The following is a 25,700-nucleotide window of genomic DNA, read 5'->3' as shown; positions in this document are numbered from 1 at the left end:
CCTTTTTTGCATGATGAAAAAGAGAAAAAAGGATGGAAGAAAAGCGAGAAAAAACGTGATGGAGAAAAGCTTGAGGAAAAGCAAGACTGGTTCATAAGAACCCGAAAAAAGAAGGAGAAAGGGAGAGGGAAGGAAAGAGAAAAGCAGGACTTTATTATGAATGATAATAATGTTTTGGCGGAAAAAAATTGAGAAAAGGCCCCATTTGTGCACAACATTATTATGATTACCAACGGTGCAATGTGGGTTCAGGGCATGTTTTTTTGCACTACTTTATTCTCGCTGTACAAGTTTAATAAATAATCGAGAACGGATTCTTAGAGGAATTCGTTCTTTTTTATTGAATTTATTTATTAAAATTTTCGTTATTTTTTGAAGGGAGTAATAATAGTGAATGCTGAAGAGGTTTGGAAAAAATTAATAACAAAAAGTATGAAAAATCCTCTAGTTCTTAAAACGAAAAGAGGTTTAAATTTTAAACTAGTATCAAATGGAGAATGTTTGACTGTTTATAAATCAGAAATTGAACCATCAAGTAAGTTAAAAATACCTCGCTCAATATATAAGAATAATTTTGAGAAAGTCTTTCCTTATTATGAGAGATGGAAAACTGGTGAAAAAGGTTTAAGTAAAGAACTTACTGCACTTACAGTTAACTCAGTTTATATTATGGCAACTATTAAATCGATTAAGAAATAGGCTGTTATACGATTTTTAAATCATAATACAGCATTTAAAAGGTAAAGCCATTCTAAATAAAGGGGTAGTTTAAATGAGTAAATTCTATGTTCCATCACAAGGTCCAGAATCATGGAAAGCTTTCCTTGCAGATCCAGAAAAACAATGGAAAGAGGGATATTCTGCTTACGAATTGGCCCACTGTTGGGAAAGCTCTGCTAACTTACCAATGATTGTTGAAAATGTATTTAAAGAGAGTAAGTTACCGATATTTGATGATGTTGAAATGTTGTACGGGTTCCCTGAATACAAGGTTGCAATACCTGGAGGAAATGCAAGTTCTCAAAATGATCTCTATGTAATTGCAAAGGTTAAAAATGGGCTTTTAACAATAATGGTAGAAGGTAAAGTATCAGAACCATTTGGAGAAACTGTGGACCTATGGTTAGGCAACAACCCGAGTGATGGTAAAAGGAAACGATTGAATTATTTACTTAGTTTACTAAGGTTACACGAGAATCATATAACAAAGATAAGATATCAATTATTGCATAGAACTGCATCTGCATTAATTGAGGCTAAAAAAGTAAATGCAAAGAATTCTCTTATGTTAGTTCATTCTTTCCGTCATGAAGCAAAGTGGTTTAAGGATTATGCAAATTTCGTTAAACTTTTCGATTTAACTCCTTTAGAGAATAATATTGTTGGTCCAATCCAATTAGATGGAATAAACCTTTACTTTGGTTGGGTAACAGAAGTCCGTTAACATAGGAAAAGTAGCTAGAGTTTAGGATGGAACAGTGATTCTACTAAATAAGTATCTAAGTCTTTATATTTAAACCCACCAGCACCAATGTGTTGCCACATACATTCCGCACATTGCGAGGCGGTCGCGTGGTTAGAGTTAGTTTGATTTATTAAATAATATTTTGCTGTGCTGAAAAACCCGATTCTTATTGGGCTTTTCCGCACAGCTTTTTGAATTGTAGTTAATTGTAAGAACTTTTTTGCACTCGGTGCAAGTAATGCTAAAAATCGTAAATGCGAATAGTACATTTACGATCTTTGAATAAGTTTATTTTTAGTTTTCGGATAACCGATGAGGATGGCAATGACTCCGCAGACCCCTACTAAAATGGAGTAATACGAATATTGCATGATTAAAATAGGGGAAATGCCGGCGATACTGGCAGCTGCTAAAAATTGAGCACCGTACGGAATTATACCTTGAACGACACATGAAAAAATGTCGATGATGCTTGCTGATTTACGTGGCTCAATATCGTATTGATTGGCAATTTTTTTTGCTAATGGCCCAGCAATCATAATGGCAATCGTATTATTGGCCGTTGAAAGGTCGGTTAAACCAACTAAACCTGCTATTGCAAATTGGGCATCCTTTTGCGACTTAATTTTACGCGTTGCGATATGTACGATAAAATCAATGCCGCCATTATGCTTAATAATCTCGACCATACCGGCAATTAACATCGCTAAAAACGCCATTTCAAACATATTGCTCATACCGTCACCAATTGCGCTGATAAATGTCATCACCTCATAACTACCATCAATTAGACCAATAGTTCCAGCGAGGATAATCCCACTTGCTAATACTGTAAAGACATTTACTCCAATCAAAGCAAAAACAATGACGAATAAATAAGGAATCAATTTGTACCAATCAAAGCTAGCATGTGTCACTTGGGCTGTGGAATTCAGCGTCAAAAAGGCTAAAATAACACAGGTGATAATTGCTGCTGGTAATACAATGAAAAAGTTAACTTTAAATTTGTCTTTCATTTCTGCGCCTTGTGAGCGGACCGATGCTATAGTTGTATCGGAAATAAATGATAAATTATCGCCAAACATAGCCCCACCAATAACAGTTGCCATTAATAGGGGTATTGAAAGTCCTGTTTGCTCCCCAATCGCTAAACCTATTGGAGCGAGGGCAACAATCGTTCCAACTGAAGTGCCCATTGCTAAAGATATAAAACAGGCAATTATAAATAAGCCAATAACTAATAAGTTTTGTGGCAAAATGGAGAGTGCAAAGTTTACCGTTGCTTCAATAGCGCCCATTCCTTTTGCGGTTTCCGAAAATGCACCGGCAAGTAAGAAAATGATCACCATTAACATGACGTTTGAATTCCCCGCGCCGGTCGTAAAGGTTTCAATTTTTTTTGTCATCGTTTCTTTGCGGTTCATGAAAAGGGCAACAGTACTTGCAATTGAAATGGCAACCATTACAGGAAATGCATAAAAATCATTTAATACAATTCCTGAGCCGATAAACAAAATTAAAAATACAACAATTGGAATTAATGCCCACGGATTTCCTTTTTGCATTTTTTCCTCCTTTAAGTAGTGCGCATCAGTTAACATACAAATAAGGGCCTCTTCTAAAATTAATAAGAAGAGGCACCACATATGCTAGAGTGCGTTTTATTTATCGAGAAAATTTTTGTAGGGCTGAGCATGACATCTACTACTTCATGGTGAAGTGTTCATTATGGTCATCCCACAATAATCATGATAACAACAATTTCATCTTATGAAATAAACCTTAGAATATAAGAAAATTCACGTTAAGTCAATTTGTTTGTTATTTTCGAATAATATAAAAACAAGGTTCCTTTGAGGCTAAAATAGAATTTAATAATTGTATAAGTTAAATTCACAATTCTAATCCTTTTGGTATCGAAGGCTTTCAAATAATAAAAAAGGACGCTCGATATAGAAGAGGGCATAAACACTGCGTTTCAAAAAAATGAGAGAATAGAAATTAGAGTCCCTCGAATTATTGAAGAAAACAATGATGTAAAGGTTACAATTTTTCAAACATATCTAGGTACCCTCTGAAGAGACTACTTTATAGTTTCTAAAAACCCATGCCATGATAAGCAATGCGCAAGCGCTTAATCTAACTGGAGTCAGATTTGAATAGTAAACCTAGCAGCACCATTGTGTTGCCGCATACCCTCGATACATGTTGAAGCGGTTCCGAAGTTGGTTTTGAAGGTGTAAACCCAAAATAAACTTCTGACATATCAAATAAACTTATAGCAAAAAAATTAGGGCACTACATAAATTCATTCGTAGCGCCCATAAATAATTATCTTCTAATCCCCCAATAAGTAATCGTTCTCCAAATATATTCTAAAGGTCCAAAACGGAATTTGGTTAACCACCATTTACTAAAAAATAGTTGGAAGGCATAGATAGCGATGGCAATCCAAATGGCTGTCGTTAAATGCAGTTTTCCGTATACTCCGAATGCAAAAGGACCAAATAAGAATGTGCAAATAATGGATTGACTAATATAGTTTGTGAATGCCATTCTTCCAGGGAAAGTGAACCAATGTAATATTTTCTTTCCTTTTATTGTGTGATAGATGAAGAGAAGGCTAATGGCATAAAAAATTGTGATAAGCGGTGAGCTAACATATTGAATGGTTTGAACCGCGTATTGCTTCTCTACTATAAATGGCAAAGCCCAATTTAAAGTGCCTCCTGTTAGTAAGGTGATAAGCCAAGTGATGAAAAAACCTTTTCTGTGTTGTTTGAAATGGTGCACCCACTTGTTCTTCGCAATTGCTGCCCCAAACATAAAAACTAGTAGAAAAGGAAGATTCGAAAATAAATAGGCAAGTGGCATGCCTGAGTATAGCGCATATAACCCGTTTCTCATCGTATAATATGTTCTTTCTTCGATGTTTGTCTCTATCAATTGTTGGATGTTTCCAGTTTGATGTGCTTCTATTGTTGATTCAATGAGTTTTTGATCTTCTTCTGATAGTTGCGTCAACATAGCAGAGGAGTCGGTTGATAGAGAACCTAATGTGATAAGAATAATTAACAAGCTGTATAAAGTGATACTAATAATTAACAGCGTTTTCGGCTTTAACTTATGCATAAGTAGGAGTAAGAATCCAAGGATTGCGTAGTCTGTTAAAATATCGCCGAACCAGATGAAGTACGCATGGATACTACCGAAAATGAGTAAAGCGATTAATCGTCGAGAATAAATGCCCCAGAAGTTTAGTTGCTTTACACCTGTTCTTTCCTGCATAATGACCATTCCAAAACCAAACAGCATAGAAAAGAGCATGACAAACTTCCCAACAACAAACATATCAAGAACAGACAGTACGGCGTAATCAAATGGACTCCAAAAAGATGTCCATTCATTTTTAAATGAGGGATCTTGTTGCAGGTAAGCAGGATAAAGATACCAAGCAATATTTGCTATAATAATTCCGAGGAGTGCGAAACCCCTAAGCATATCGATTGTTTCTAGGCGATCTTTTCCTGAAATAGGTGAGAGCTTTTGTTCCATTGTTATCCATCCTTTAAAAAATTTGATAATGAAACTGTAAACCATAAATATCAAGAATGGATAAAGTACCGTACTTTATCCATTCTTGATATTTATAAAGTAGATTTAATGAGAGAAGTAAATGAATAGGATGATTAATCATGAAAGAGAAAATCTTAATTGTTGACGATGAAGTAGAAATACTGACTTTTTTGTACGATGCATTAGAAGACGAGGGGTATCAAGTTTTGAAAGCTACGAATGGTGAGGAAGCATTAAGACAATTACAGCATGGACCAGATTTGTTGATCCTTGATGTGATGATGCCAGGGATGAGCGGTTTTGAGTTATGCGAACAAATAAGAAAAAGTGTAGATGTGCCCATTTTATTTCTCAGTGCTAAACAAACAGAAAATGACCGTGTGCAAGGGTTGCTTGTTGGTGGTGATGATTATTTAGTGAAGCCATTTAGCTTAAGGGAATTAAAAATGCGAGTATTTGCCCATTTGCGTCGCGAAGAAAGAAAAAGCAGGAGTCAGCAGAAATGTTTATTTTTTAGGAAGATACACATTGATCTTCAGAGCTGCCAATTATTCTATGATTCTCAAGAAGTGCCTTTAACTATGAGGGAATTTGAAATTATCCGATATTTGGCGATTAATTGTGGACAAGCTCTCACACGTGAGCAAATTTATGAGAAAGTATGGGGATTAGAAGCAACAGGTGATTCGATTACTATAAATGAACATATTAAAAATATTCGTGCAAAGCTACAAAAAGCGGGTGAAAAAGATTCAATAATTTCAACCGTTTGGGGAAGAGGATATCGATGGGAAAAGTGAATCGAAATAATCAGACATTACGGAGGAGATTTATCACTTCATTTCACTTTGTTTTATTTAAGAGTATTGTAGCTACCATTCTAACGTGGTTATTATTAGTTTTTTCTATGAGTATGTTGTTTTCGACGAATAAGCTAAACCCTGCTAACTATTATGAACAGCAACTACCTACTATTGAAAAATATATTGATGAGGTTGGGGAGTCTATACTTTTTTCTAATAGTCAAGATCGATTAGAAAGAGTCATTCCTATAGAGGGGATTGATTATCAAGTGATGGATTTAGACGGTCAGATTATTTATGGTACTTACCAGACTAAGTTGGTAGATAACGGGGAGGAATTAAAGCGAAACATTGCAACAGGTGTCACAACACAAGGTGGAGGTTTTATCAAATTCTATCCCATTCAGAATGAACAAGGAATACTTCAAGGAGCTGTTGTTTTTAAGTATGGACTTAGCTTGCTCACTTCAAATCCTCATAATAAATGGCTGATTCTGTTTTGTAGTATGGTTCTTCTTTTGGTTATCGCACCATTCAAGTTTTTTTATCTTTTTTCTTATTTCTCTGGGAAAAGGCTAAGTCGGGAGTTTGAACGACCGTTTAATGAAATGATTGAAAGTACAAAAAAAATAAAAGAACAGGATTTAGATTTCACTTTACCAGTGATTAATTATTCTGTTGAATTGGAACAACTAGCGCAAGCTTTTGAAGAAATGAGGTCAGCATTGAAAGATTCACTGAACCGTCAACTTCAGCTAGAGAAAGAGCGAAGAGAGATGATAGCAGCTATTTCCCATGATTTACGAAATCCTTTAACGATTATTCAAGGTCATGCGGAAGGGCTATTAGAAAGTAGAAAAAGGCGACAAGAGCGATTAGAGCCATATTTACAAACGATTATTAGAAACACAAATTATGCGAGCCATTTAATAGCGGAGTTAAATGAAATGGCGCTTATTGAGAAGCCGACGTTCACTCTAAATCCGAAACAAACATCGATTAATCAATTTGTGCAAATAAAAGCAGAAGAATATCAACGGCTGTGTGTAAAGAAATGCATCGACTTTCAATATCAAATGGTTAATGAAGATGAAATATATATGAGAGTAATTGATCAAGAGAGAATTTCTCAAGTGCTTGATAATATTGTGACGAATAGTATTCGTTACACACCTGCTAATGGAAAAATTGCATGGATTATTACGATGAATCCAGACCGAAGTATTTTGTTTGACATTTTCGATAATGGCCCTGGTTTTTCTAGTGAAAAGAAACAATATGTGTTCGATAAATATTATCAGGAAGAAAGTAAGAAATCAGGAGTTAATGGACTCTTAGGCTTAGGATTATATATTGCAAAGGAAATTGTAAAGAAGCACGGAGGAGAAATTACCGTCAATAACCGAGAAATTGGTGGAGCGCATGTGAAAGTGAGGATTTGTGAGTTATAACTAAGGGAAGTGTGGAAAAATGAACAATCTGCACCGGTTGCACAATCAAATATTACGATTTATGGAAGTGCATTGAGTAAGCCCTATGTAAGAGAATTTTGTGTAGAGCTTTTTATAGGAATGAATAAATAACCTGCCCAAGGTGCAAATATTGGGTAAAAATGGAAGTCTCTTAATGGCTATAAGTGTTATTACATATTCTTTCGCTGTTAAAAGTGTTTTCACTGATAATAAAGTATATACGAAAATTTCGCTGACGGTAATTTCGATTTAAAAGAAGTATTCAATTGAATGGTTTCTCATGTTAGGCAAAGAGGAGGCGTTCAACGGTCTCATTTATATGGACCGTAATAATAAGCGGACGCACCTCCAAGCTGAACAGATTAGATTATTTGCATGAAATACAGATTTCATATGGAAGAGGGACAAAGAAAGAATTTATTCCTGCATCATCTGTGATGGACTTACAAACAGTTTCACCTGTTTTGTTGGTGAAAGTGCAACCAGTGTTTTCCGCAGATTGGATTGATTCAGTGTTTCGGGTGTTGGGAGTAATTTAAATATATGCTTTTGGTGAATCCACTACATCTCTGTTATAATTTTGTGTCCACAGTGAGCACTCACCACTTTGTGAAGTGGTTGCTTGGCTTGAACTAGCTGACTAAATCTCATTTAAGTGTTTTTGAACAGAGCTTTTATTAAGATGTGTTTTTGTGGAATAGCTAATTTAATATTCGTTGAAATATAAAAAGCAGACGGTTTAGAAGTGCTGGTATCGCACCTCTAATTGGCCGTCTGCTTTTATTATTAAAGTGAGCTAATATGGTTCGTATTATAACTTTACTTCATAGTTAATTTAAAGTTTTATGGAGAATAAAATTTTATTTTACCTCTCTTTGAAATGTGTTGTCAATAATAAATTTGTGAATTTATAAAAAAATGTTATAATAGTCTTAGGATTATTTTTTGAAACGTATTTCGAATTCAGCTGCCTTTTTTACAGATAGAATTTGGATACGTTTTTTTATATCGTTTTTGGGAAAAATAAAAAAATCAAACATTTACAAGGAGGGCTAGAATAATGAATCTAATTAATAAGAAAGTCACACACAAGCTTTTTGGCATGGGGAGTATAGTTAAACAAAATGATTCTATTATTGAAATACATTTTGCATCGGAAAATAAAATGTTTGTTTTCCCGGATGCATTTGAAAAGCATCTGAAACTACAGGATAAAAGTGATGCTAGTTCACTTGATAAGATTATACAAAAGCGGGAAATGGAACGAAAAGAGGTTGAATGGAAGAAGGAAGAGGAAAGAAAACAACAACGAAAAAAACTGGAACTTCGCTTGGAACACGAAAAATTGATGAAACATCATAAACTTCATCCAGAATCACAAATGGTTTTTTGGTGTGACATGGAAGAGCAGAATCATGCTTTTTCAGAGTGGAACGTTTTTTCGGGCGCAATCAAAAGTGGAAATAACAAAGGGAAGCCAAACAAGCCGAGCCGCTTGCACCAAAATAGCGCTGTCCTGTTAACGGCAATAGATGCCAGCAAGCCTGAAAAAGATAGACGTATATTAGGTGTCTATATGGTAAATGAAGATTTTATCGGTAAGCTTTGTGAAGATGGAAATGTTCCTGCTCATTCAAAATACAAGCTTCAACTTACGGAACAGGAATCGGATCAGTTACTTTTCTGGAAATATTACATGAACAAAAAATCCCCTCAAACAATGTCATGGAATACCGGCAAATATCGTTATTTTGATAATTTATGGATGGCCCAAATTTTACTTGATATAGTTTCGTTAAAAAGTGATCCAAAGGAACGCGAGCTAGCACAACAATTTTTTAAACATTTTTGTAAAATGAATCAAATAACAGAGCAAGAGTTACCAAAGCCTAATGGTGCATTAATGCATAGTTAGACATTCGCCTAAAGATAATAACAATGACAGGAGACTAACACATTTTCTAGTCCTGTTTGCTATTAAACCCACCAGCACCCTATATGTTGCCACATAGCATATTGTAAGGCAGTCGCATAGTTGAAGCTTAATGAAATAAAGTAAACAAGCAGACAGTTTAGAGGTGCGATGATGCATTTCTAACCCGTCTGCTTTTATATTAATTCTAGGTTTAAACCATGTAAAATAGTGGGAAGTAAGTATCGTAAAATTAATTAAAGAAACAATAGATGATGTTACATGATGGTCCAGCCTTAATAGACCTTACTTTATTTGTCTAACGTAGTGTGGCCTCTAAAACCCCCTATAATTTTTGTCGAGAATGTTGATATGCCATTTCACGAATCAATTTTCCGAGTATTATAATGGATAATTTACCCATTTAGTGTATATTTAGAATAAATCAAAATAAATACGCAGGAATGGTTGCGTTGATTGGAAGGAATGTACAATGAGAAGGATTATTTTATCGACAGAGAGTGGAGCGGATTTACCGAAGGACCTGGTTGAAAAATATCAAATTCAAGTAGTACCGATGCACGTCATTATGGATGGGAAGGATTATTTAGATGGTGAGCTATCGGTAGAAGAAGTGTTTGAGTATCATAGTCGCACCAAGAAAATACCATCTACAGCTGCAACGAATGTACATGAGTATCATGATTTATTTACAAAAATTAGAATGAATTTTCCTGATAGCATCATTATTCACATTGGCTATACGTCAAAAGCATCTGCTTCCTTTCAAAGTGCGTTAATTGCAGCGGAAGATTTTGAAGATCTTTTCCTAATTGATACGCTAAACGTGACAGGTGGATTAGGTGCCATCGTGATGTATGCAGTCACACTGCTTGAGGAAGAACCGTCCATTGACCATGTGCACTTAATAGAAAAAATAGAAGCCGTCGTTCCTAAAACAAGGCTAGCTTTCATTCCTGGCAGTTTAGACTTTCTAAGAGCGGGTGGACGGGTAAGTAACATTGCTTATATTGGAGGATCATTGTTAAAAATAAAGCCGTGCATCGAATTAAAAGAAGGAAAGCTTGTGTCAACTAGAAAATATCGTGGGAATATGAGCATCGTTGCGGAAAAACTGATGCGTGATTACTTAAACGAATACGACATTGATCGAAAACAGCTGTATTTGATCTACTCTATCGGACTTGATGAAAGTATTAAGAGACGAATGGAGGAAATTGCAAAGGAAACAGGTTTTAAAAATGTCACGTGGATGCAAGCAGGTGCAATGATTTCCACCCATGCTGGACCTGGAGGCTTTGGGATAGCGGGACTAGAACAGTAGAAAACGGTTTGAAAAAACATCTTTCACATATAAACTTATTTATAGTTAGTGGAGGCATTTTTCAAATGTCTCCCTATCAAAATACTCACTGAAAAAAAACATAAAAAAAACTTCCCAAAAGGAAGCATACATTTAAATTATAATGCTACTACAGACTACAACAGCGCGGTCAATAGTAAGCATTTTATAACATGTCACAAACTACAATAGCGTGGTCAATTTCATGTTATAATACTTTAAATGTACACTTATTATAACAAATTATATGTAATAAATCAATTACTGATGCATTAGAGGTGATAATATGTCGAAGGAATACCCACACAAAGTAAAAATATTTTTTGATGAAAGTGGAAAAGATAAGGATTATCCTAATTTAATGGGCGCCGCCTTAATACCAGCTACATGTTATGAACATGAAACAATGAAACCATTATATGAATTAATTAAAGAGGGTAAGAATCCAATTCATTGGACTGAATATACAGGCGATGGAGCCGCAAAAAGAAGAATTAAAACGTTGGTTGCACAATTAATGAAATACTCAAAACTTATTAAGATCAATGTTATTTCATATAAAATGAATAAATTTGAAGAAATGGCTAAGCCCATAAAAGACTATTATCCCGAAATAACGAATCATACCATTTACACGAAATTACCTGAAAGAGTAGTATACGGCTTAGTTCGCAAATATGGTCAAGATACATATATCGATGCTTCTGTTTTTATCGAACATGACAATAGTTATTCAGGTAGACAAATTGTTGAAGAATCCAGTAATAAGAAAGATTTAAAAATTACGATGTTTGAGCAGCTAAATATACAGTCATTGTATCGGGGTGAACGATATAGAATTAGTGAAGTAGATTACTTTCCGAAACGAAAAGAGTTTGGAATCGAGTTTATTGACATCATGCTCGGAATTGTACGCACTGTTATTCAAAATAACCCTTCGACAAGTAAGTCGAAAAGAGCAAAAAATGAATTAATATTAGAAATGATTGAGATAATTCCTAATCTTTCAAGTTTCCTAGATTCTAATGTAATGCTTTACGAATGGAACGATATGCAAAATGAATTAAATACGGTACCGTTTAACAATTATTTAAATGTATTTTTAAGTGCTAATTTAAAATAGCTAAACCCACCAACATCTCGTGTATTGCCCCATACACCCCTGCTCAACTAATGAAAGCATATCTTTAACTTTTTGACGGTAGATACTGCGTAATTTTCATCTTCATATTGATTTTTTCATTAAGTGGAGTTTTTTTAGTTTGGTATTCTTTTAAAGCATCCAATTCAGATTGAGTTTGTTCTAGCCCTTTCTGAATTGGGTGTTTTTTTGTTGCGCTTTCCTCTTTTAAACTATTGTACAGTCACTTTAGCTTATGCAAGATGACGTTTTTTCACGAACTACCACTGTACCCACACCTCATGTTGCCACCACATCGTAAAAAGTATATAAATTGAGTTGTTAAAATTCAACATTTAAACGATATATTTGGGTAGAAAGTTATATGTAATATTATGTAAAATAAATCGTTTGACATTACGAATTATAAGAGAAATGAATACATAGACTAAAAAATTTAAAGAAAAAACAGAAAATTGTGTTATAATTACTGAAATCCAAATAGAGAGAGAGGATTCAGTTTGTATAAATCAGTCAAAACGAAAATTATTTTAATCGTGATGATTCTGTTTATTGTCGGTGTCTCAACGATGAGCGTAATCAGTATCATGCAAATGAAAAATAAAACGGAGGAAAGTGTGGTCGACCAAAGCACGGTCTTTGTTAATCAGATGTCCGTCTCCATCAAAAATTATCTAGAACAATATGAAAAAGGGATCGACCAGTTATCCAATTCTCGTACTTTCGATGGTTTCATGGAAGTAGACAAGCCTAAAAACGATACTAGCTCAGTTCTTGACAAAGAGTTCTCCCAATTTTTAGACACCTACAGTGATGCGGCATTCATTTATTTTGCATTTCCAACGAAAGAAATGATCCACATTCCATATGTAGATTTAGGTTCGGATTTTGATCCAACAAGCCGCGGTTGGTATAAAGGCGCGGCCAGCAATCCTGATGCCGTTTATTGGACGAATCCATACATTGACGCCGCAACGGGAGATTATGCGATTACCGCAGCTAAAGCTGTGCAGCGCAATGGAGAACTTGTAGGGGTTATTGGTATTAGCATAGAGCTATCTGCGCTTACTAATACTATTCTCGAAGTGGAACTTGGCTACAACGGATATCCAATTTTGTTAGATCCAGAGGGGGTTGCGATTGTTCATCCGACGTTAAGTGGTGAAAATATGATGGAACTGCCTTTTATTAAGGAAATGTATACAGACGGTAAGAATAGCGGGAACATTGATTATAATTATGAAGGTGCCGACAAAGTGTTGCTCTTTACAACGATTCCAGAACTGAATTGGAAAGTGGCCGCAACCTACGAGAGTAAAAATATCAACGCATCAGCAATAGAGTTGCGAAACAACATGCTGTTAGTAGCACTAGTTACGTTAGTAGTCTTATTTACGGTGTTATATTTCGTGATTAGTCGGACAATCAAACCGATCAGTACACTAAAAACACTGATGAATGCTGTATCTAAAGGAGATTTGACCGTTCGTTCCGACATCAAAACGAAAGATGAGATTGGGGAGCTTGGAGAGAATTTCAACACAATGATCGACAATATGAATACCATTATTACGGTCGTGAATGGCTCTGTGGAAAACGTCCGAGCGAACTCTGAAAGTTTAAGTGCGGTTGCTCAAGAAACAAGCGCTTCAAGTACCGAAGTCTCTCACGCAGTTAGTGAAATTGCACAAGGTGCTTCCAAATCGGCGGCAGACGCAGAAACCGTCACTGAACGGGCCGATTTACTTGGTCAGCAAATTAACGAAATCACAGTGAAAGCTAGAATCATGTCGGATATCGCAATGAAAACCGGCGAAATGAACACCGATGGACAAGTTAAAATGCACGAGCTGAAACTGTCCTTCAACGATTGGGAGCGAAACTTACAATCGATGTTTGAAGTGATTAGCACATTAGAAAATAAAGTGAAAGCGATCGGCGGTGTCATGGAGACTATTACAGAAATCTCCTCACAAACAAACCTACTTGCACTGAATGCAAGCATCGAAGCCGCACGTGCAGGGGAACATGGCAAAGGCTTCGCAGTCGTCGCCGAAGAAGTGCGTAAACTTGCCGAACAATCGGCACGCTCGACAGAAGAAGTAAAAGTGACCGTTCAAGAGCTACAAGCAGAGTCCCGACTCGTCACGGAGCAAATGGGTGAAACGCGTGAACACTTCCTACGACAAGGCAACGTCGTCAATGCCACTGAAATAACGTTTAGTGAAATCTCGACGCTCATGTCAAATATGCAGGATTCGATTGACTCGGTATATGAAGAAATTCAAAAAGTAGCAGCGCACAAAGACGACGTCACGGAAACAATCCAAATGATGGCGGCTACTTCACAAGAAACAGCCGCAGCCTGTGAGGAAGTGAGTGCCTCTACAGATGAACAGCTTCGTGCCATCCAATCTGTGACGGATGCAGCCGAAACGCTGGAGAAGTTAAGTGATCAATTAAGTGAGGCGGTAAATCAGTTTAAAGTATAGTGACAGTAATCCAGCCTCATAAAATGGATACGAAACAATAGTCACTCGTAACGTCTTACAACTCATTTTAAAAGAAGGGGGTGTCCAGAAAGGTAAAAACTTTCTGGACACCCCTTTACTTCTTAATCATGGTCCATTAAGAACTATTGCTCCTGCGGTGGTCACAGCAAAATGCCGCCATCCTCGTCGCAAAGCTTTATCCTACTTCTAAGGGACTTTACCTTCGTGTGTACAAGTAATCCGCTCAATTAGTGAATCACATTCATTCATTAAGCTAGTTTTTCTTAGATGGTACATATCACTTAAATAAAATTGAAGAGCAAAAGCTTTTTAAAACAGTAGACTTCTCAGGATATATTGCAAAAGTTGTAGAAGATCATAGAGGTAAACACATCACGATAATAAGAGAACGAAAAGAAACACCTTCAGCACATTACTCGGTCGAAGGTGTTTCCTTTTGTTAAGATATAATCATTGTTACCAATTACTCAAAAAGGGGTAGTTTTTCTAAGAATATAATGTCGTCGCGATGAGCTGCGTCACCTTCTGCTAAAATCGCTGCTTGTGCTACGATGTTTGCGCCTGCACTTTCAACAAGTTCTGCAAGTGCGCGAAGGGATTCACCACTACTAATGACGTCGTCAATTAATGCAACACGTTTGCCTTTAATGAATTCTGCATCCATTCGATCGAGGCAGAGAAATTGCTCTTTTTGTGTTGTGATGGAATTTACTTTGCTAATAAGTGGGTCTTCCATATATGCTTTGATTGACTTTCTCGCAACAATATAACGTGGCATTCCCAAATGCTTCGCTATCTCATGGACTAAGGGGATCCCTTTTGCTTCAGCTGTAATTAAAAGATCGACTTCTGGTAATTTATCAGCAAGCATAGGTGCTGTCACGCTGACGATTTCCGTATCACCAAGAATAACAAAGCTAGCAATACTTAACGAATCAGAGATAGGTAGAATCGGAAGCTCTCTTGTCAAAGAGCCGATTGTCAATGTATATGTGTTCATATTATGAAAATCCTCCATTAAAATCCGAATAAAGTCATAAGAAATTGTACAATGATTCCTGATAACATACCAAGGAATGGGTCAGTAATTGCAGTAACAACCATTGTCACACCGCCAACGATGCCATTTCCCGCACCTTCGCCTGTTAATGCCATTGCAGCATTACCTGGTAAAGTAACAATTGCACCTAAGACGAATAAGAAACCTGCAATCGAAGAACTTGGTACATACTTTCCGATTTTAGGAAGAAGTCCTGTAATCAGAACGATGGCCATCAATACCATCATCAAAACGCCTGACCAAACAGCGTGAGGTGCACTTGCAGTTGCTGAAATGACAATTTCAACAGGAGCTCCACCGAATAATGAAGAAACCATATCTGCTAAGCTACTAATAATCGTTAACGTATCTACATTGACATCAGTATTTGAGATTTCACCGTTGATTTTACCGAATGCAATATTTGCTCCGATATTTAAACATACCATTGCTAAGGCTCCACGGATCACCATAGGGTTGACAATTAATTTTTGTAAATGAAACCCTTCCTTAACTGCAGGGCGCTTGGCAAGATTGTCTTCTTCTTTTTTTGTAAATGCATATACAATGCTAGATAAAATAACAGATGCTGTAATCGTGTATACTAAATCCTTCGTCGCAAAGTAAACGACGAAAGCACTTAACACCGAAGTGATACCGACGATGCGATCGCTTTTCGCCATATCCCATGCCACTTTAGAAAGCATAATGCCAACACCGGCCATCATACCTGTCGTAATGATAGGCCCAATCCAATCAATAACCGTTTCTAAAATACCAAAAAGGCCAATAATTAATAAAATTGCAGCACCAAAGAAAATCATGGAGAGTCGTTCCCTCATGTTTTTCCCCATTGTACCAGCTAATGTAATAGTTTCAGCCTGATACGAAATAACTGCCACATTACTCGTTGCCGCATTACCAAACGCACCGACCATAAATGCAAGTGCAGTAGGAATGGAAGCGAAACCGAATGTAAGTGCGAGCAGCCCCTGTGGTAAAGCATTTAATACGCCACTAAGTGCTGCTAAAATGTCCTTCCAAATGTCCATCTTGTTCTCCCCTCAACACGCCACCATATGTGGAGCAACAAACGACACTATTCGTGATACAAAACCTCATGAAGATAAAGGCCAATAAAGTAATTGAAATGCGATCTATATAAAAAAGAAATGCTCTCTATACAATAAAAAAATGCGCTCTATACAATAAAAGAAATGCACCAACCATAGTAGAGCAATTAAGGTTGCTCCGTAGAAACTCCTGAACCCAATTATCAGGACTATATGGGGGTGATAGATTATTTAATCAGATAATAAAATAGCATATTTGAACTGATTTCACAATTACTAAATTCATTTAAAGACGAATAATGATATATTTTTATGTTTTATTGTTCGGTAATATAGCGGTATATACGCGTTGTTTAGTGTAGAAACTAATACGAAGAATATTTTTTGCGAACAAAAGTTAAAGGGTGAAAGTAGGTAGAATATTTGTGGGGGTTTATAGAAATTATTATAAAAAAATGAAATTCATCCATTTAATCTAGATTATTTACCACTCAACACAAAACCCATTTCTGTTAGGATTCGATGGCTGATAGAAATTATTTTAAAATTTGCGATAGTGACCGATCAAACAATCTAGTGCGAGCAAAACTTTGCTGTATCCGAGCAAAAGCCCGCGATGAACGGTCAAAAAGCTACGGTATCCGAGCAAAAAGCCGCTCCATCCGGTCAAAACTCAGATAGTATAGAAAAAAGTCTAAATCATCTGCTGTTTTGTTTATAAAAATACCATTCAGCATCGATTTTCGTTAAAATAAACATGTTCGATTTTCACAAAGTATAAATGTACTTGTGTTTGATAATGAGTAATGAAGCATGATATAAGTGTAAAAGAAGTGGAACAGTTAGCTTCATATTTTTGACCGAGAGTTTGAAGCAGTATCCATAGTGAGAGGATTTGAGTTTGACATGATAGAGAATTTTTGGCGTGATTTACCACGACCATTTTTTGTACTGGCACCAATGGAAGATGTGACCGATGTTGTTTTTCGTCACGTCGTAAGTGCAGCCGGTCGACCGGATGTATTTTTTACTGAGTTTACAAATTCGGATAGCTATTGTCATCCAGAGGGCATGAAAAGTGTGCGTGGCCGTTTGATTTTTACAGAAGATGAGCAGCCCATGGTGGCACATATTTGGGGGGATAATCCCGCATATTTCCGTCAAATGAGTATTGGCATGGCAGAGCTCGGGTTTAAAGGCATCGATATTAATATGGGCTGCCCTGTACCGAATGTGGCGTCGAGAGGGAAAGGCAGTGGTCTTATTCTACGTCCAGACGTCGCGGCAGAGCTGATTCAAGCAGCAAAAACGGGCGGACTGCCTGTCAGCGTGAAAACACGACTTGGCTATAGCGATGTCAATGAGTGGGAGGAGTGGCTAACGCATATTTTAAAACAAGATATTGCGAACCTTTCGATTCATTTACGTACAAGAAAGGAAATGAGCCAAGTAGATGCGCATTGGGAGCTAATTCCGGAAATCAAAAAATTACGTGACCGTATCGCACCAAATACGCTATTAACCATCAATGGAGACATTCCTGACCGTCAAACGGGGCTGGAGCTTGCTGAAAAATATGGTATTGATGGCGTGATGATCGGACGAGGTATTTTTAAAAATCCTTTTGCCTTTGAAAAAGAGCCAAAAGAGCATAGCAGTAAAGAGTACCTGGATCTTTTAAGGCTGCAGCTTGACCTTCAAGATCAATATGCAGAAGTACTACCACGTTCCATCACAGGGCTTCATCGCTTTTTCAAAATTTATGTCAAAGGATTCCGCGGAGCGGGTGAATTAAGAAATCAATTGATGAACACGAAATCAACAGATGAAGTGCGTGCATTGCTTGATCACTTTGAATCCAACAATGTGGATTGACGATAGAATGATGTAATCTTAAAAAGTTAGCGCTTATGAAGCAGTAATAAGCAGTGAACTGGCGCACTAAATCTAATTTAAACCTGTTTTTTAACATTGCTTTTATTAGGATGTATTTAAGTTATATGTAATTTAATATTTGTTCAAGCATAAAAAGTAGACGGTCTAGAAGTGTAATAATGCATTTCTAATTGGCCGTCTACTTTTACTATTATATTAAACAAAAAAATCCGGAATACCTTATAGACTTTTGTGAAAAGAGCTTGAAAATGAGCTATTCAGCATGTGCTAACGTGTGTAAATGAGCATCCATTACAGCGGTGTTTTTAAAAGTTTAATGCTATTTAAAACCTATAAGTTTGAGTTTAGGACTTCATCCGTATTATTACCCCAAAAAAAGCTCCTCAGTAGAAACCGGAGCAAGCAGTATAGCTGTTTTTCTCTTTTCTAATCTTAATATTAAGTAATAGAAAATAGTATTTTAAAGAATTTGCTTATGAATTCTCATTCTTTTAAGAGATTTATATCATTTATAATTGATTTAGAAGGGGGATTCATTATATATATGTTAAAATATCTATCGCTTTTAACAGCATTTTCAACCATAATAAAATATGTATTTCCTTTTTATAGTAATTTTTAAATGGTGATCTAGTAAAGTGTTAGGAATTTAGGTTTTGAGGAAAGGTTATAGCAAATGGTACAACGTCTCCTTGGCTGAATGGAAAATGGTAAAAATTGTGACGGATGCGTAACGGAACATTAACAGAAGTTTGGCGATACTTCTATTTAGGGGAAAGATAGTAATTCTACAACATGGGGGCTTTGTAAAAGGAACTTAATGATTGTTAGTATTGATGCGCAACTTTGATTTACCTAATACATATACATTTCATCGTGACTTACATAAATGATGGGCTGGTGAGCGTTTAAAAAAGATATACGTTAGTAATATAATATCTTGACTGAAAATAACGCCAACTATGCAGAGATTCAACATATGGTTTCACAAAAAATATTTGCAGCCGATTTAGTAGAAAGTATCATCCCGTCATAGAGACAATTATTGTATTCAACAAAAATACCAGTATGCATTTAGTTTATATCAAAGGATACGACTCAGTAAATTAATATAAAAGGAGCTATTATTATGGGAAAAATGACTATTGGTAAAAAAATATTATCAGCTTTTTCAATTGTTATCGTACTTTTAATTACTATCTCCATTATTACTTACACTCAATTTAAAGGTGTAGATAATAGCTATAGTGCAACTATTGAAGATCGTTCAACAAAAATTGAAATAGTAACTGAAATATTATCGTTAACGGATAACGAAATCATTGCATTACAAGACTATTTAGTTAGCGGAAACGAAGAGGAAATAAGAAACTTATACGCCATTGAAGAGGAAATAAAAATAAAAATTGAAGAAATCAATGCTAATACAACAAATCCTGAAGCGAAGCAACTAATTGAAAAAATAATAAAAGCAGAAAGTGACTACATTACCGTAGCTGAGAAAATGATTGCTCTGAAACAACAAGGTAATACGGAAATGGTGCTTCAAATAATGAAAACTGATGGAAAAGAAGCACGGAAAAATCTTTCCGCGGGTATTGATGCATTAATAAATTACCAACAGCAAGAATTACATATAGCAAGCGATGCTTTATCCAAGACAACTGTGAAGACAATAAACGTCGTTTTAGCAATTTCGATTCTATCAATTGTTATCTCCATTTTGATAGCATTAATTATTAGCCGAATGATTTCAAGACCAGTTATTTCTCTCACTGCGGCTGTCGGAAAAATTGCTAACGGTGATTTAACAGGTGAAAAAATAACTATACGGAATCGTGACGAAATTGGTCAGTTAGCAACTGGCTTTAATACGATGACACAAAACTTAAAAACATTGTTAAACGAAGTCAATGTAATGGCTGAGCAAGTTGCCGCTTCTTCAGAGCAACTAATGGCAAGTACTGAGCAAACAACATATACAACAAATCAAGTAGCAGGATCGATTCAAGAAGTAGCGTCTGCAATTGATACACAAGGAAAAAATACAGAAGAAAGTGCTGTTGCGATGAATGAAATTTCAACAGGTATTCAACGAATTGCGGACTCCTCTTCTTTAGTTGCTGAGTCTGTCACAGATACAGCTACACAATCAAACAAAGGATATGGTTTTATTCAAGAAGTATCAAACCAAATGAATGCAATCTTTGATACGAGTGAATTTACTAAGAAAACGATGCAACAATTAGAAAGTCGCTCAAATGAAATAGGGCAAATTATCGAAGCCATTACAAGTATTGCTGATCAAACGAATTTACTAGCATTGAATGCTGCAATTGAATCTGCACGCGCTGGAGAGCATGGGAAAGGATTCGCAGTGGTAGCGGATGAAGTACGTAAGCTGGCAGAGCAATCGAGAGAATCAGCCAATCAAATTGCAGAAATTATTCAACTTATCCAAAAAGAAACAGAAAAAGCAGTTGCTACTACAGAAAATGAAAATGAAGAAGTAAAAAAAGGGTTAGAAGTAGTAAAAGAAACAGGCAATGCATTTATTCAAATTTTACAGTCTGTTGAAAATGTAAATGCTCAAACGCAAGAATTAGCAGCTGTTTCAGAACAAATTTCGGCAAGCATTGAAGAGGTAACTGCCTCTGTTGATGAGGTTGCACATTTAGCGAAAAATTCTTCTAAAAACACACAAGAAATTGCTGCAGCGGCTGAAGAGCAACTAGCTACAATTGAAGAAGTATCTTCATCAGCAGCTTCATTATCTGAAATGGCTGAAAAACTAAGAACATTAGTAAGCCAATTCAAAATTTAATTTCTTAGTGGTTTGTTACAATATGGTGTTTTTATAAAAGCATATTTTCTAAAAGTTTATCATCCTTGACTGCAGGGCATATGGTAAGAGATTTGGCATAGTCGGAGATAGTGTAAATTTAATTATGAATAGATTCTGAGCTTGAGGAATCCGTTCACTTATAAAATAGCTCAAGTATAAAAATAGCAGACGGTTTAGAGTGTGATCATACACCTCTAGTTGACCGTCTGCTTTTTATTAGAAATGAACCAAGCTAAAAATCGTCGACACTTCATAGTTTGTTTGTTTTGATGTGTGGTGTAATAGAAGCATTTAATTCATGTTTATCTACAATGGGTGTAATTGATTATCTTAAACACCTTGCGTAAATATTCAAGTCGTCATTTCATCTTCCACCAATTTAAAAATCTAACACTTGAGCCATTTTATATCTGCTAATAAAATTTTTCACTTGTGGACTTAAGGGAATATGTTTGTTGCGAATCCAACCAATTTGTACAGGTAATTGTTCAAACCCTTTAATTTCTAATGGAACAAGTTTTCCTTCTAAATAAAATTGGGAGAAGTAAAGGGAATAGTCATGCCCAACACTCATGGCGTTTTGTTCTGAAATGCCTAGAATGATCGCTTCAACATTATTTGTACGAAATAGTATATTTAAATTTCCGTATTTTCTTGTGAACTCTGCTTCAAAGTGTTTTACATGGTCATCTTTATAAAAAATTAAATTTTCTTCCTTTAATTGTTCTACAGTGATGAATTTCTCTTTCGCATAAGGGGAGCGATGGCTTGCTACAGCAACCATTTTTCCTTTCACAACAGGCTCGAAAATTAAATCATTTATTTCTTCATGAAATAAACTTGATTGTACAATGAGTCCGGCATCTAATTCTCTGTCTAAAATTTTTTTTATGACCTCTTCACTTGATCCTTCTGTTAAAAAAATTTCAATGTTAGGATAGCTTTTTTTGTAATTAGTAACCGTTTTAACTAGTGGAAGCATGACACCTGGAATCGCTGCTAAACGTAATTCCTCCGTCACTTTCGTATACCCAAACAATGCATCTAATTCTTCAAATTTCTCCAGAATTTCAACAGCTTTTTTAATAATGTCTTTTCCTTTTTCACTTGGATAAGTGCCTGATTTTGACCGAATAAAGAGTGGAAATCCGATTTCTTCTTCCATTTGATAAATCGCTTGGCTAATTGTAGGCTGCGTGACGTTGAGACTTTTGGCAGCTTTGTTTATAGACTTCATTTTTGCCACTTCAATAATATATTCTAGCTTTGCTGGAAACATATAAGGATACCCCTTGTTGTTATAAAAAGTACCTATAACATAACAAATAATTTCGATTTTAACAATTTTGTGAACTAAATTATAATGGCACTGTACAAAACAATTCGATCGGAGGGTGTAACAATGAAAGCAGCAGTTTGGCATGGTGTAAAAGATATTCGTGTTGAGGACGTTACGGTTAAAGAAGTAACAGGCAATAAGGTAAAAGTAAAAGTGGAATGGGCAGGCATCTGCGGAAGTGACTTACATGCCTATATGCATGATTTAAGTGCATCAGGAGCAGGTATCCCAGTTGATCAACCACACTTCATTTCAGGTAGAAAAGCGCCTTTGACAATGGGACACGAATTTTCAGGCATTGTGACTGAAGTTGGTCCTGAAGCGACACACGTTTCTATCGGAGACCGTGTAGCAATCGAGCCAATTATTCGTGATGAGGCTTCTTCATATGTGCAAAAAGGTTTTTACAATTTAGGAAGATTTGGATTAGTAGGATTTAGTGACGATGGTGGGTTTGCAGAATATGCCGTTGTGGAAGATTATATGGTCCACAAAGTACCAGATCATGTATCGATGGAAGAGGCAGCTATGGTAGAACCTTTAGCCGTAGTGATGCGAGGGCTTACGGAAAGTAATTTTAAAGCGGGTATGACAGCCGCAGTATTTGGTGCAGGACCGATTGGTTTATTAACAGTGCTAGCATTAAAAGCCGCTGGAGCAAGAGACATTTATTTAGTAGATATTGTAGAAGAACGATTAGCATTAGGAAAAGAAATCGGTGCAACGCGTGTCATTAATAGCTTACATGAAAAAGCTGAAGAAGTTCTTGCTTCGTTAACGGAAGATGGAGTAGATATTGCTTTTGAAGTTGCGGGTGTGCAACCAACATTAGATAGTGCGATGAATGTTGTTCGTAAAGGCGGAGAAATAGTAGTATTATCTGTGTTTGCAGAATCACCACGCGTAAACTTTACTTTGATGATGCTAAAAGAACTTCGACTGCTATCAACTTATTGTTACCGAAACAACTATGAAGAAGTAATTGGCTTAATGGCTTCTGGTCAAATTAATGTAAAACCATTAATTACGAGCAAAATTCCTTTAGATGAAATCGTAGAAAACGGTTTCGATAAATTAGTGTCAGATAAAAAACAAGCTAAAATTTTAGTAAGACCATAATCATTTCAATAATAATAGCCCACCTATTTCGATCAATTTCCGTCGAAATAGGTGGGTTTTTTATGTGGAACAGCTTGAGAGGGGGAATATAAGTGTTTTTGATAAAAATGTAAGATAATGTATACTGTAAATATCCTGTTAGACAAGCATGGAAATCATTTTCTAGGAGATTTACGATGAAATTAGATTGTTTAATTGTTGATGATGAGCTCGCTTTAGCTGAAACAACTTGTGAATATTTTAATATGTTCGAGGTCAAAACAGCATTTGCTACAAGTGCAGAGGAGTGCGAGCTTTTGTTGAAGGAACATGATCCATCATTGATTCTTTTAGATATTAATCTCGGCGATGAATCGGGGTTTGATTTATGTAAAAGATTGCGTAAAACAACACAGATTCCGATTCTGTTTATAAGTGCTCGTTCCAGCGATGATGATGTTTTAATTGCACTTAACATCGGAGGAGATGATTACATTCAAAAGCCGTATACACTAAGTGTTTTACTAGCAAAAGTAAAAGCGGTACTCAAAAGATATGGTAGTAGTTCGAGTAGCCAACAAGAGATTTTAGAATTTGGTCAGATCCAAATTGATACAAAGCTTCATCGTGTTCGAGTAAAGAATAAGGATATTCAACTAAAAACAATGGAATATAGGCTTCTATATTATTTAGCCAATAATAAAAACCGTATCATTACAAAAAATGAATTGTTTCAAAATGTATGGGGAGATTCTTTTGTAGGAGATGGAACACTAAATGTGCATATTCGGTATTTACGTGAGAAAATTGAAGACAATCCAAAGAGCCCGCAATTCATCAAAACGATTTGGGGCACAGGTTATGTATTAGAGGACAATAACTAATGAGAATAAAACTGCTAATTGTCATTATATTAGTGATTTTTTCCTCAGGAATTGCTTTTCAAATAATTATGCTGAACAAGACAAATACTGCAAAAGTGAATATGGTAGATATTAATGAAGTCGTTAAGGTCGTCGAAAAAAATTGGGGAAACATCAATAAAGAAATAATTGAAACTAGCGGCTTTCAACAACAACTTACAATTATAGATAACTTAGAAAACGTAATTTATCAAACACCCAGCAATCCTTTTAACAATACATATGATGCCATCAAAAATAGGGATACGATTGTAGATGTGAAGCAAAATGACATGGTAGTAGGTAAAATAATTATCCGTAATAACGACCAGGATATAGTGCAGCAGATGAAAAAAGATCTGCTTATTTCTTTCAGTTTAATCGTAGGGCTATTAATCATTGTTACGATTCTTTATCATATCTATCTTTATAAAACATTATTGAAACCGTTTGGGCAGCTACAACAGTTCGCAGCAAATGTTGCTAGAGGTAATCTAGATATTCCTTTAAATATGGACAAGAACAATTATTTTGGGGCATTCACGGAAAGTTTTGATTTATTACGTGAAGAACTGTATGCTGCTCGTCAAAGAGAATATGAATCCAACCGCAGTAAGAAAGAGCTTGTTGCTACAATAAGTCATGATATTAAGACACCTATTGCTTCGATCAAAGCAGTCAGTGAGTTAATGCTGATGCAAATAAAAGATGAAAAGATGATGAAGCACGTCAATACAATCAATTCAAAAGCAGAGCAAATTAACTTACTTGTTACGGATATGTTCCATGCTACTTTAGAAGAACTTCAACAGTTAAAATTAACTGTTACAGAGGAGCCGAGTGAAATACTTGCTGACATGTTTGAAAACGTCAATTACGATCATCAAATCGTCTATGAACCATTTCCAGCGTGTATCATTTTAATCGATCCTGTGCGTTTGCAGCAGGTAATAGATAATATTATAAGCAATTCATATAAGTATGCAGGAACGAAAATCTCGATTACGTCTCACATTATTCAGGATTATCTTGAGCTACATATTCAAGATTTTGGACCGGGAATTAGTGAAGAGGAACTGCCTCTCCTGTTTAATAAATATTATCGAGGTAAAAATGTGGAAGGTAAGAATGGTTCTGGTCTTGGACTCTATATATCCAAGTACTTCATGGAAAATATGTACGGCCAAATTTCTTGTTACAATCGAGCGGATGGTTTTATTGCAATCTTGAGAATAAAGCTCGCGAGTTAATTAAGGAATAGTT

The 25,700-nt window shown here is 35.8% G+C and carries 19 protein-coding genes and 1 riboswitch; of the genes, 14 read left to right on the top strand and 5 right to left on the bottom strand.

Features of this window, described 5'->3' with window-relative positions; all coding sequences use genetic code 11:
* The first annotated feature begins 6 nt into the window (after window positions 1-6).
* The 3 genes from AAGS61_RS17235 (at window position 7) to AAGS61_RS17225 (ending at window position 1,444) form a co-directional block, all read left to right on the top strand.
* On the top strand, window positions 7-192 hold the full coding sequence (locus AAGS61_RS17235) for a hypothetical protein (protein ID WP_391374707.1): 186 nt from the start codon (window positions 7-9) through the stop codon (window positions 190-192).
* A 198-nt stretch (window positions 193-390) separates the two neighbouring features.
* Window positions 391-699 carry a hypothetical protein gene (locus tag AAGS61_RS17230; protein ID WP_391374704.1) on the top strand — a complete coding sequence of 103 codons (309 nt, stop codon included), beginning with the start codon at window positions 391-393 and terminating at the stop codon, window positions 697-699.
* 73 nt (window positions 700-772) lie between these two features.
* Window positions 773-1,444, top strand: coding sequence for a DUF6946 family protein (locus AAGS61_RS17225; RefSeq protein WP_391374702.1), 672 nt, complete (start codon window positions 773-775; stop codon window positions 1,442-1,444).
* Window positions 1,445-1,734: 290 nt separating this feature from the next.
* Here AAGS61_RS17225 and AAGS61_RS17220 read toward each other — a convergent pair whose 3' ends face one another.
* Complete coding sequence (locus AAGS61_RS17220; RefSeq protein WP_391374700.1) at window positions 1,735-3,030, bottom strand: Na+/H+ antiporter NhaC family protein; 1,296 nt, start codon at window positions 3,028-3,030, stop codon at window positions 1,735-1,737.
* A gap of 766 nt (window positions 3,031-3,796) precedes the next feature.
* Complete coding sequence (locus AAGS61_RS17215) at window positions 3,797-5,020, bottom strand: DUF418 domain-containing protein (protein WP_391374697.1); 1,224 nt, start codon at window positions 5,018-5,020, stop codon at window positions 3,797-3,799.
* A gap of 140 nt (window positions 5,021-5,160) precedes the next feature.
* On the opposite strand from AAGS61_RS17215, the gene AAGS61_RS17210 reads away from it, so the two are divergent.
* The 6 genes from AAGS61_RS17210 to AAGS61_RS17185 all read left to right on the top strand — a co-directional run bounded on the left by AAGS61_RS17210 (window position 5,161) and on the right by AAGS61_RS17185 (window position 14,224).
* Window positions 5,161-5,841, top strand: coding sequence for a response regulator transcription factor (locus AAGS61_RS17210; protein ID WP_391374694.1), 681 nt, complete (start codon window positions 5,161-5,163; stop codon window positions 5,839-5,841).
* On the top strand, window positions 5,829-7,295 hold the full coding sequence (locus tag AAGS61_RS17205; protein ID WP_391374691.1) for a HAMP domain-containing sensor histidine kinase: 1,467 nt from the start codon (window positions 5,829-5,831) through the stop codon (window positions 7,293-7,295). The genes AAGS61_RS17210 and AAGS61_RS17205 overlap by 13 nt, the downstream gene beginning before the upstream one ends.
* A gap of 1,081 nt (window positions 7,296-8,376) precedes the next feature.
* A complete protein-coding gene (locus AAGS61_RS17200) occupies window positions 8,377-9,231 on the top strand; it encodes a malate synthase (RefSeq protein WP_391374688.1) in 855 nt (284 codons plus the stop codon).
* A gap of 490 nt (window positions 9,232-9,721) precedes the next feature.
* Window positions 9,722-10,573, top strand: a complete 852-nt coding sequence (locus tag AAGS61_RS17195) for a DegV family protein (RefSeq protein WP_391374685.1) — start codon at window positions 9,722-9,724, stop codon at window positions 10,571-10,573.
* A gap of 304 nt (window positions 10,574-10,877) precedes the next feature.
* Window positions 10,878-11,714: a hypothetical protein gene (locus AAGS61_RS17190; protein WP_391374683.1), complete on the top strand. Its 837-nt coding sequence runs from the start codon at window positions 10,878-10,880 to the stop codon at window positions 11,712-11,714.
* A gap of 518 nt (window positions 11,715-12,232) precedes the next feature.
* Window positions 12,233-14,224: a methyl-accepting chemotaxis protein gene (locus tag AAGS61_RS17185; protein WP_391374680.1), complete on the top strand. Its 1,992-nt coding sequence runs from the start codon at window positions 12,233-12,235 to the stop codon at window positions 14,222-14,224.
* A gap of 484 nt (window positions 14,225-14,708) precedes the next feature.
* Here AAGS61_RS17185 and AAGS61_RS17180 read toward each other — a convergent pair whose 3' ends face one another.
* On the bottom strand, window positions 14,709-15,245 hold the full coding sequence (locus tag AAGS61_RS17180) for a phosphoribosyltransferase family protein (protein WP_391374676.1): 537 nt from the start codon (window positions 15,243-15,245) through the stop codon (window positions 14,709-14,711).
* A 17-nt stretch (window positions 15,246-15,262) separates the two neighbouring features.
* On the bottom strand, window positions 15,263-16,336 hold the full coding sequence (locus AAGS61_RS17175) for an NCS2 family permease (RefSeq protein WP_391374673.1): 1,074 nt from the start codon (window positions 16,334-16,336) through the stop codon (window positions 15,263-15,265).
* Between the two features lie 157 nt (window positions 16,337-16,493).
* A riboswitch (purine riboswitch) is annotated at window positions 16,494-16,594 on the bottom strand.
* Between the two features lie 669 nt (window positions 16,595-17,263).
* On the opposite strand from AAGS61_RS17175, the gene AAGS61_RS17170 reads away from it, so the two are divergent.
* Both AAGS61_RS17170 and AAGS61_RS17165 read left to right on the top strand, forming a co-directional pair.
* Window positions 17,264-18,232 carry a tRNA dihydrouridine synthase gene (locus AAGS61_RS17170; RefSeq protein WP_391374669.1) on the top strand — a complete coding sequence of 323 codons (969 nt, stop codon included), beginning with the start codon at window positions 17,264-17,266 and terminating at the stop codon, window positions 18,230-18,232.
* A 1,150-nt stretch (window positions 18,233-19,382) separates the two neighbouring features.
* Entirely contained in the window at window positions 19,383-21,077 is a 1,695-nt protein-coding gene (locus tag AAGS61_RS17165; protein WP_391374667.1) for a methyl-accepting chemotaxis protein, read from the top strand.
* 400 nt (window positions 21,078-21,477) lie between these two features.
* On the opposite strand, the gene AAGS61_RS17160 is transcribed toward AAGS61_RS17165, so the two are convergent.
* Entirely contained in the window at window positions 21,478-22,377 is a 900-nt protein-coding gene (locus AAGS61_RS17160; protein WP_391374664.1) for a LysR family transcriptional regulator, read from the bottom strand.
* 123 nt (window positions 22,378-22,500) lie between these two features.
* Between AAGS61_RS17160 and AAGS61_RS17155 the strand changes: the two genes are divergently transcribed.
* The 3 genes from AAGS61_RS17155 (at window position 22,501) to AAGS61_RS17145 (ending at window position 25,687) form a co-directional block, all read left to right on the top strand.
* Complete coding sequence (locus AAGS61_RS17155; protein WP_391374661.1) at window positions 22,501-23,556, top strand: 2,3-butanediol dehydrogenase; 1,056 nt, start codon at window positions 22,501-22,503, stop codon at window positions 23,554-23,556.
* A 176-nt stretch (window positions 23,557-23,732) separates the two neighbouring features.
* Window positions 23,733-24,419 (top strand): response regulator transcription factor, encoded by a 687-nt coding sequence (locus AAGS61_RS17150; protein ID WP_391374657.1) that lies wholly within the window; start codon window positions 23,733-23,735, stop codon window positions 24,417-24,419.
* A 68-nt stretch (window positions 24,420-24,487) separates the two neighbouring features.
* Window positions 24,488-25,687, top strand: coding sequence for a sensor histidine kinase (locus AAGS61_RS17145; protein ID WP_391374654.1), 1,200 nt, complete (start codon window positions 24,488-24,490; stop codon window positions 25,685-25,687).
* Window positions 25,688-25,700: the final 13 nt, after the last annotated feature.

The sequence above is a fragment of the Lysinibacillus sp. KU-BSD001 genome (genome assembly GCF_042920265.1).
Taxonomy (GTDB): Bacteria; Bacillota; Bacilli; order Bacillales_A; family Planococcaceae; genus Lysinibacillus_B.
Note: the sequence above shows the minus strand (reverse complement) of the source record. Positions and strands in the feature narration are given on the sequence as shown.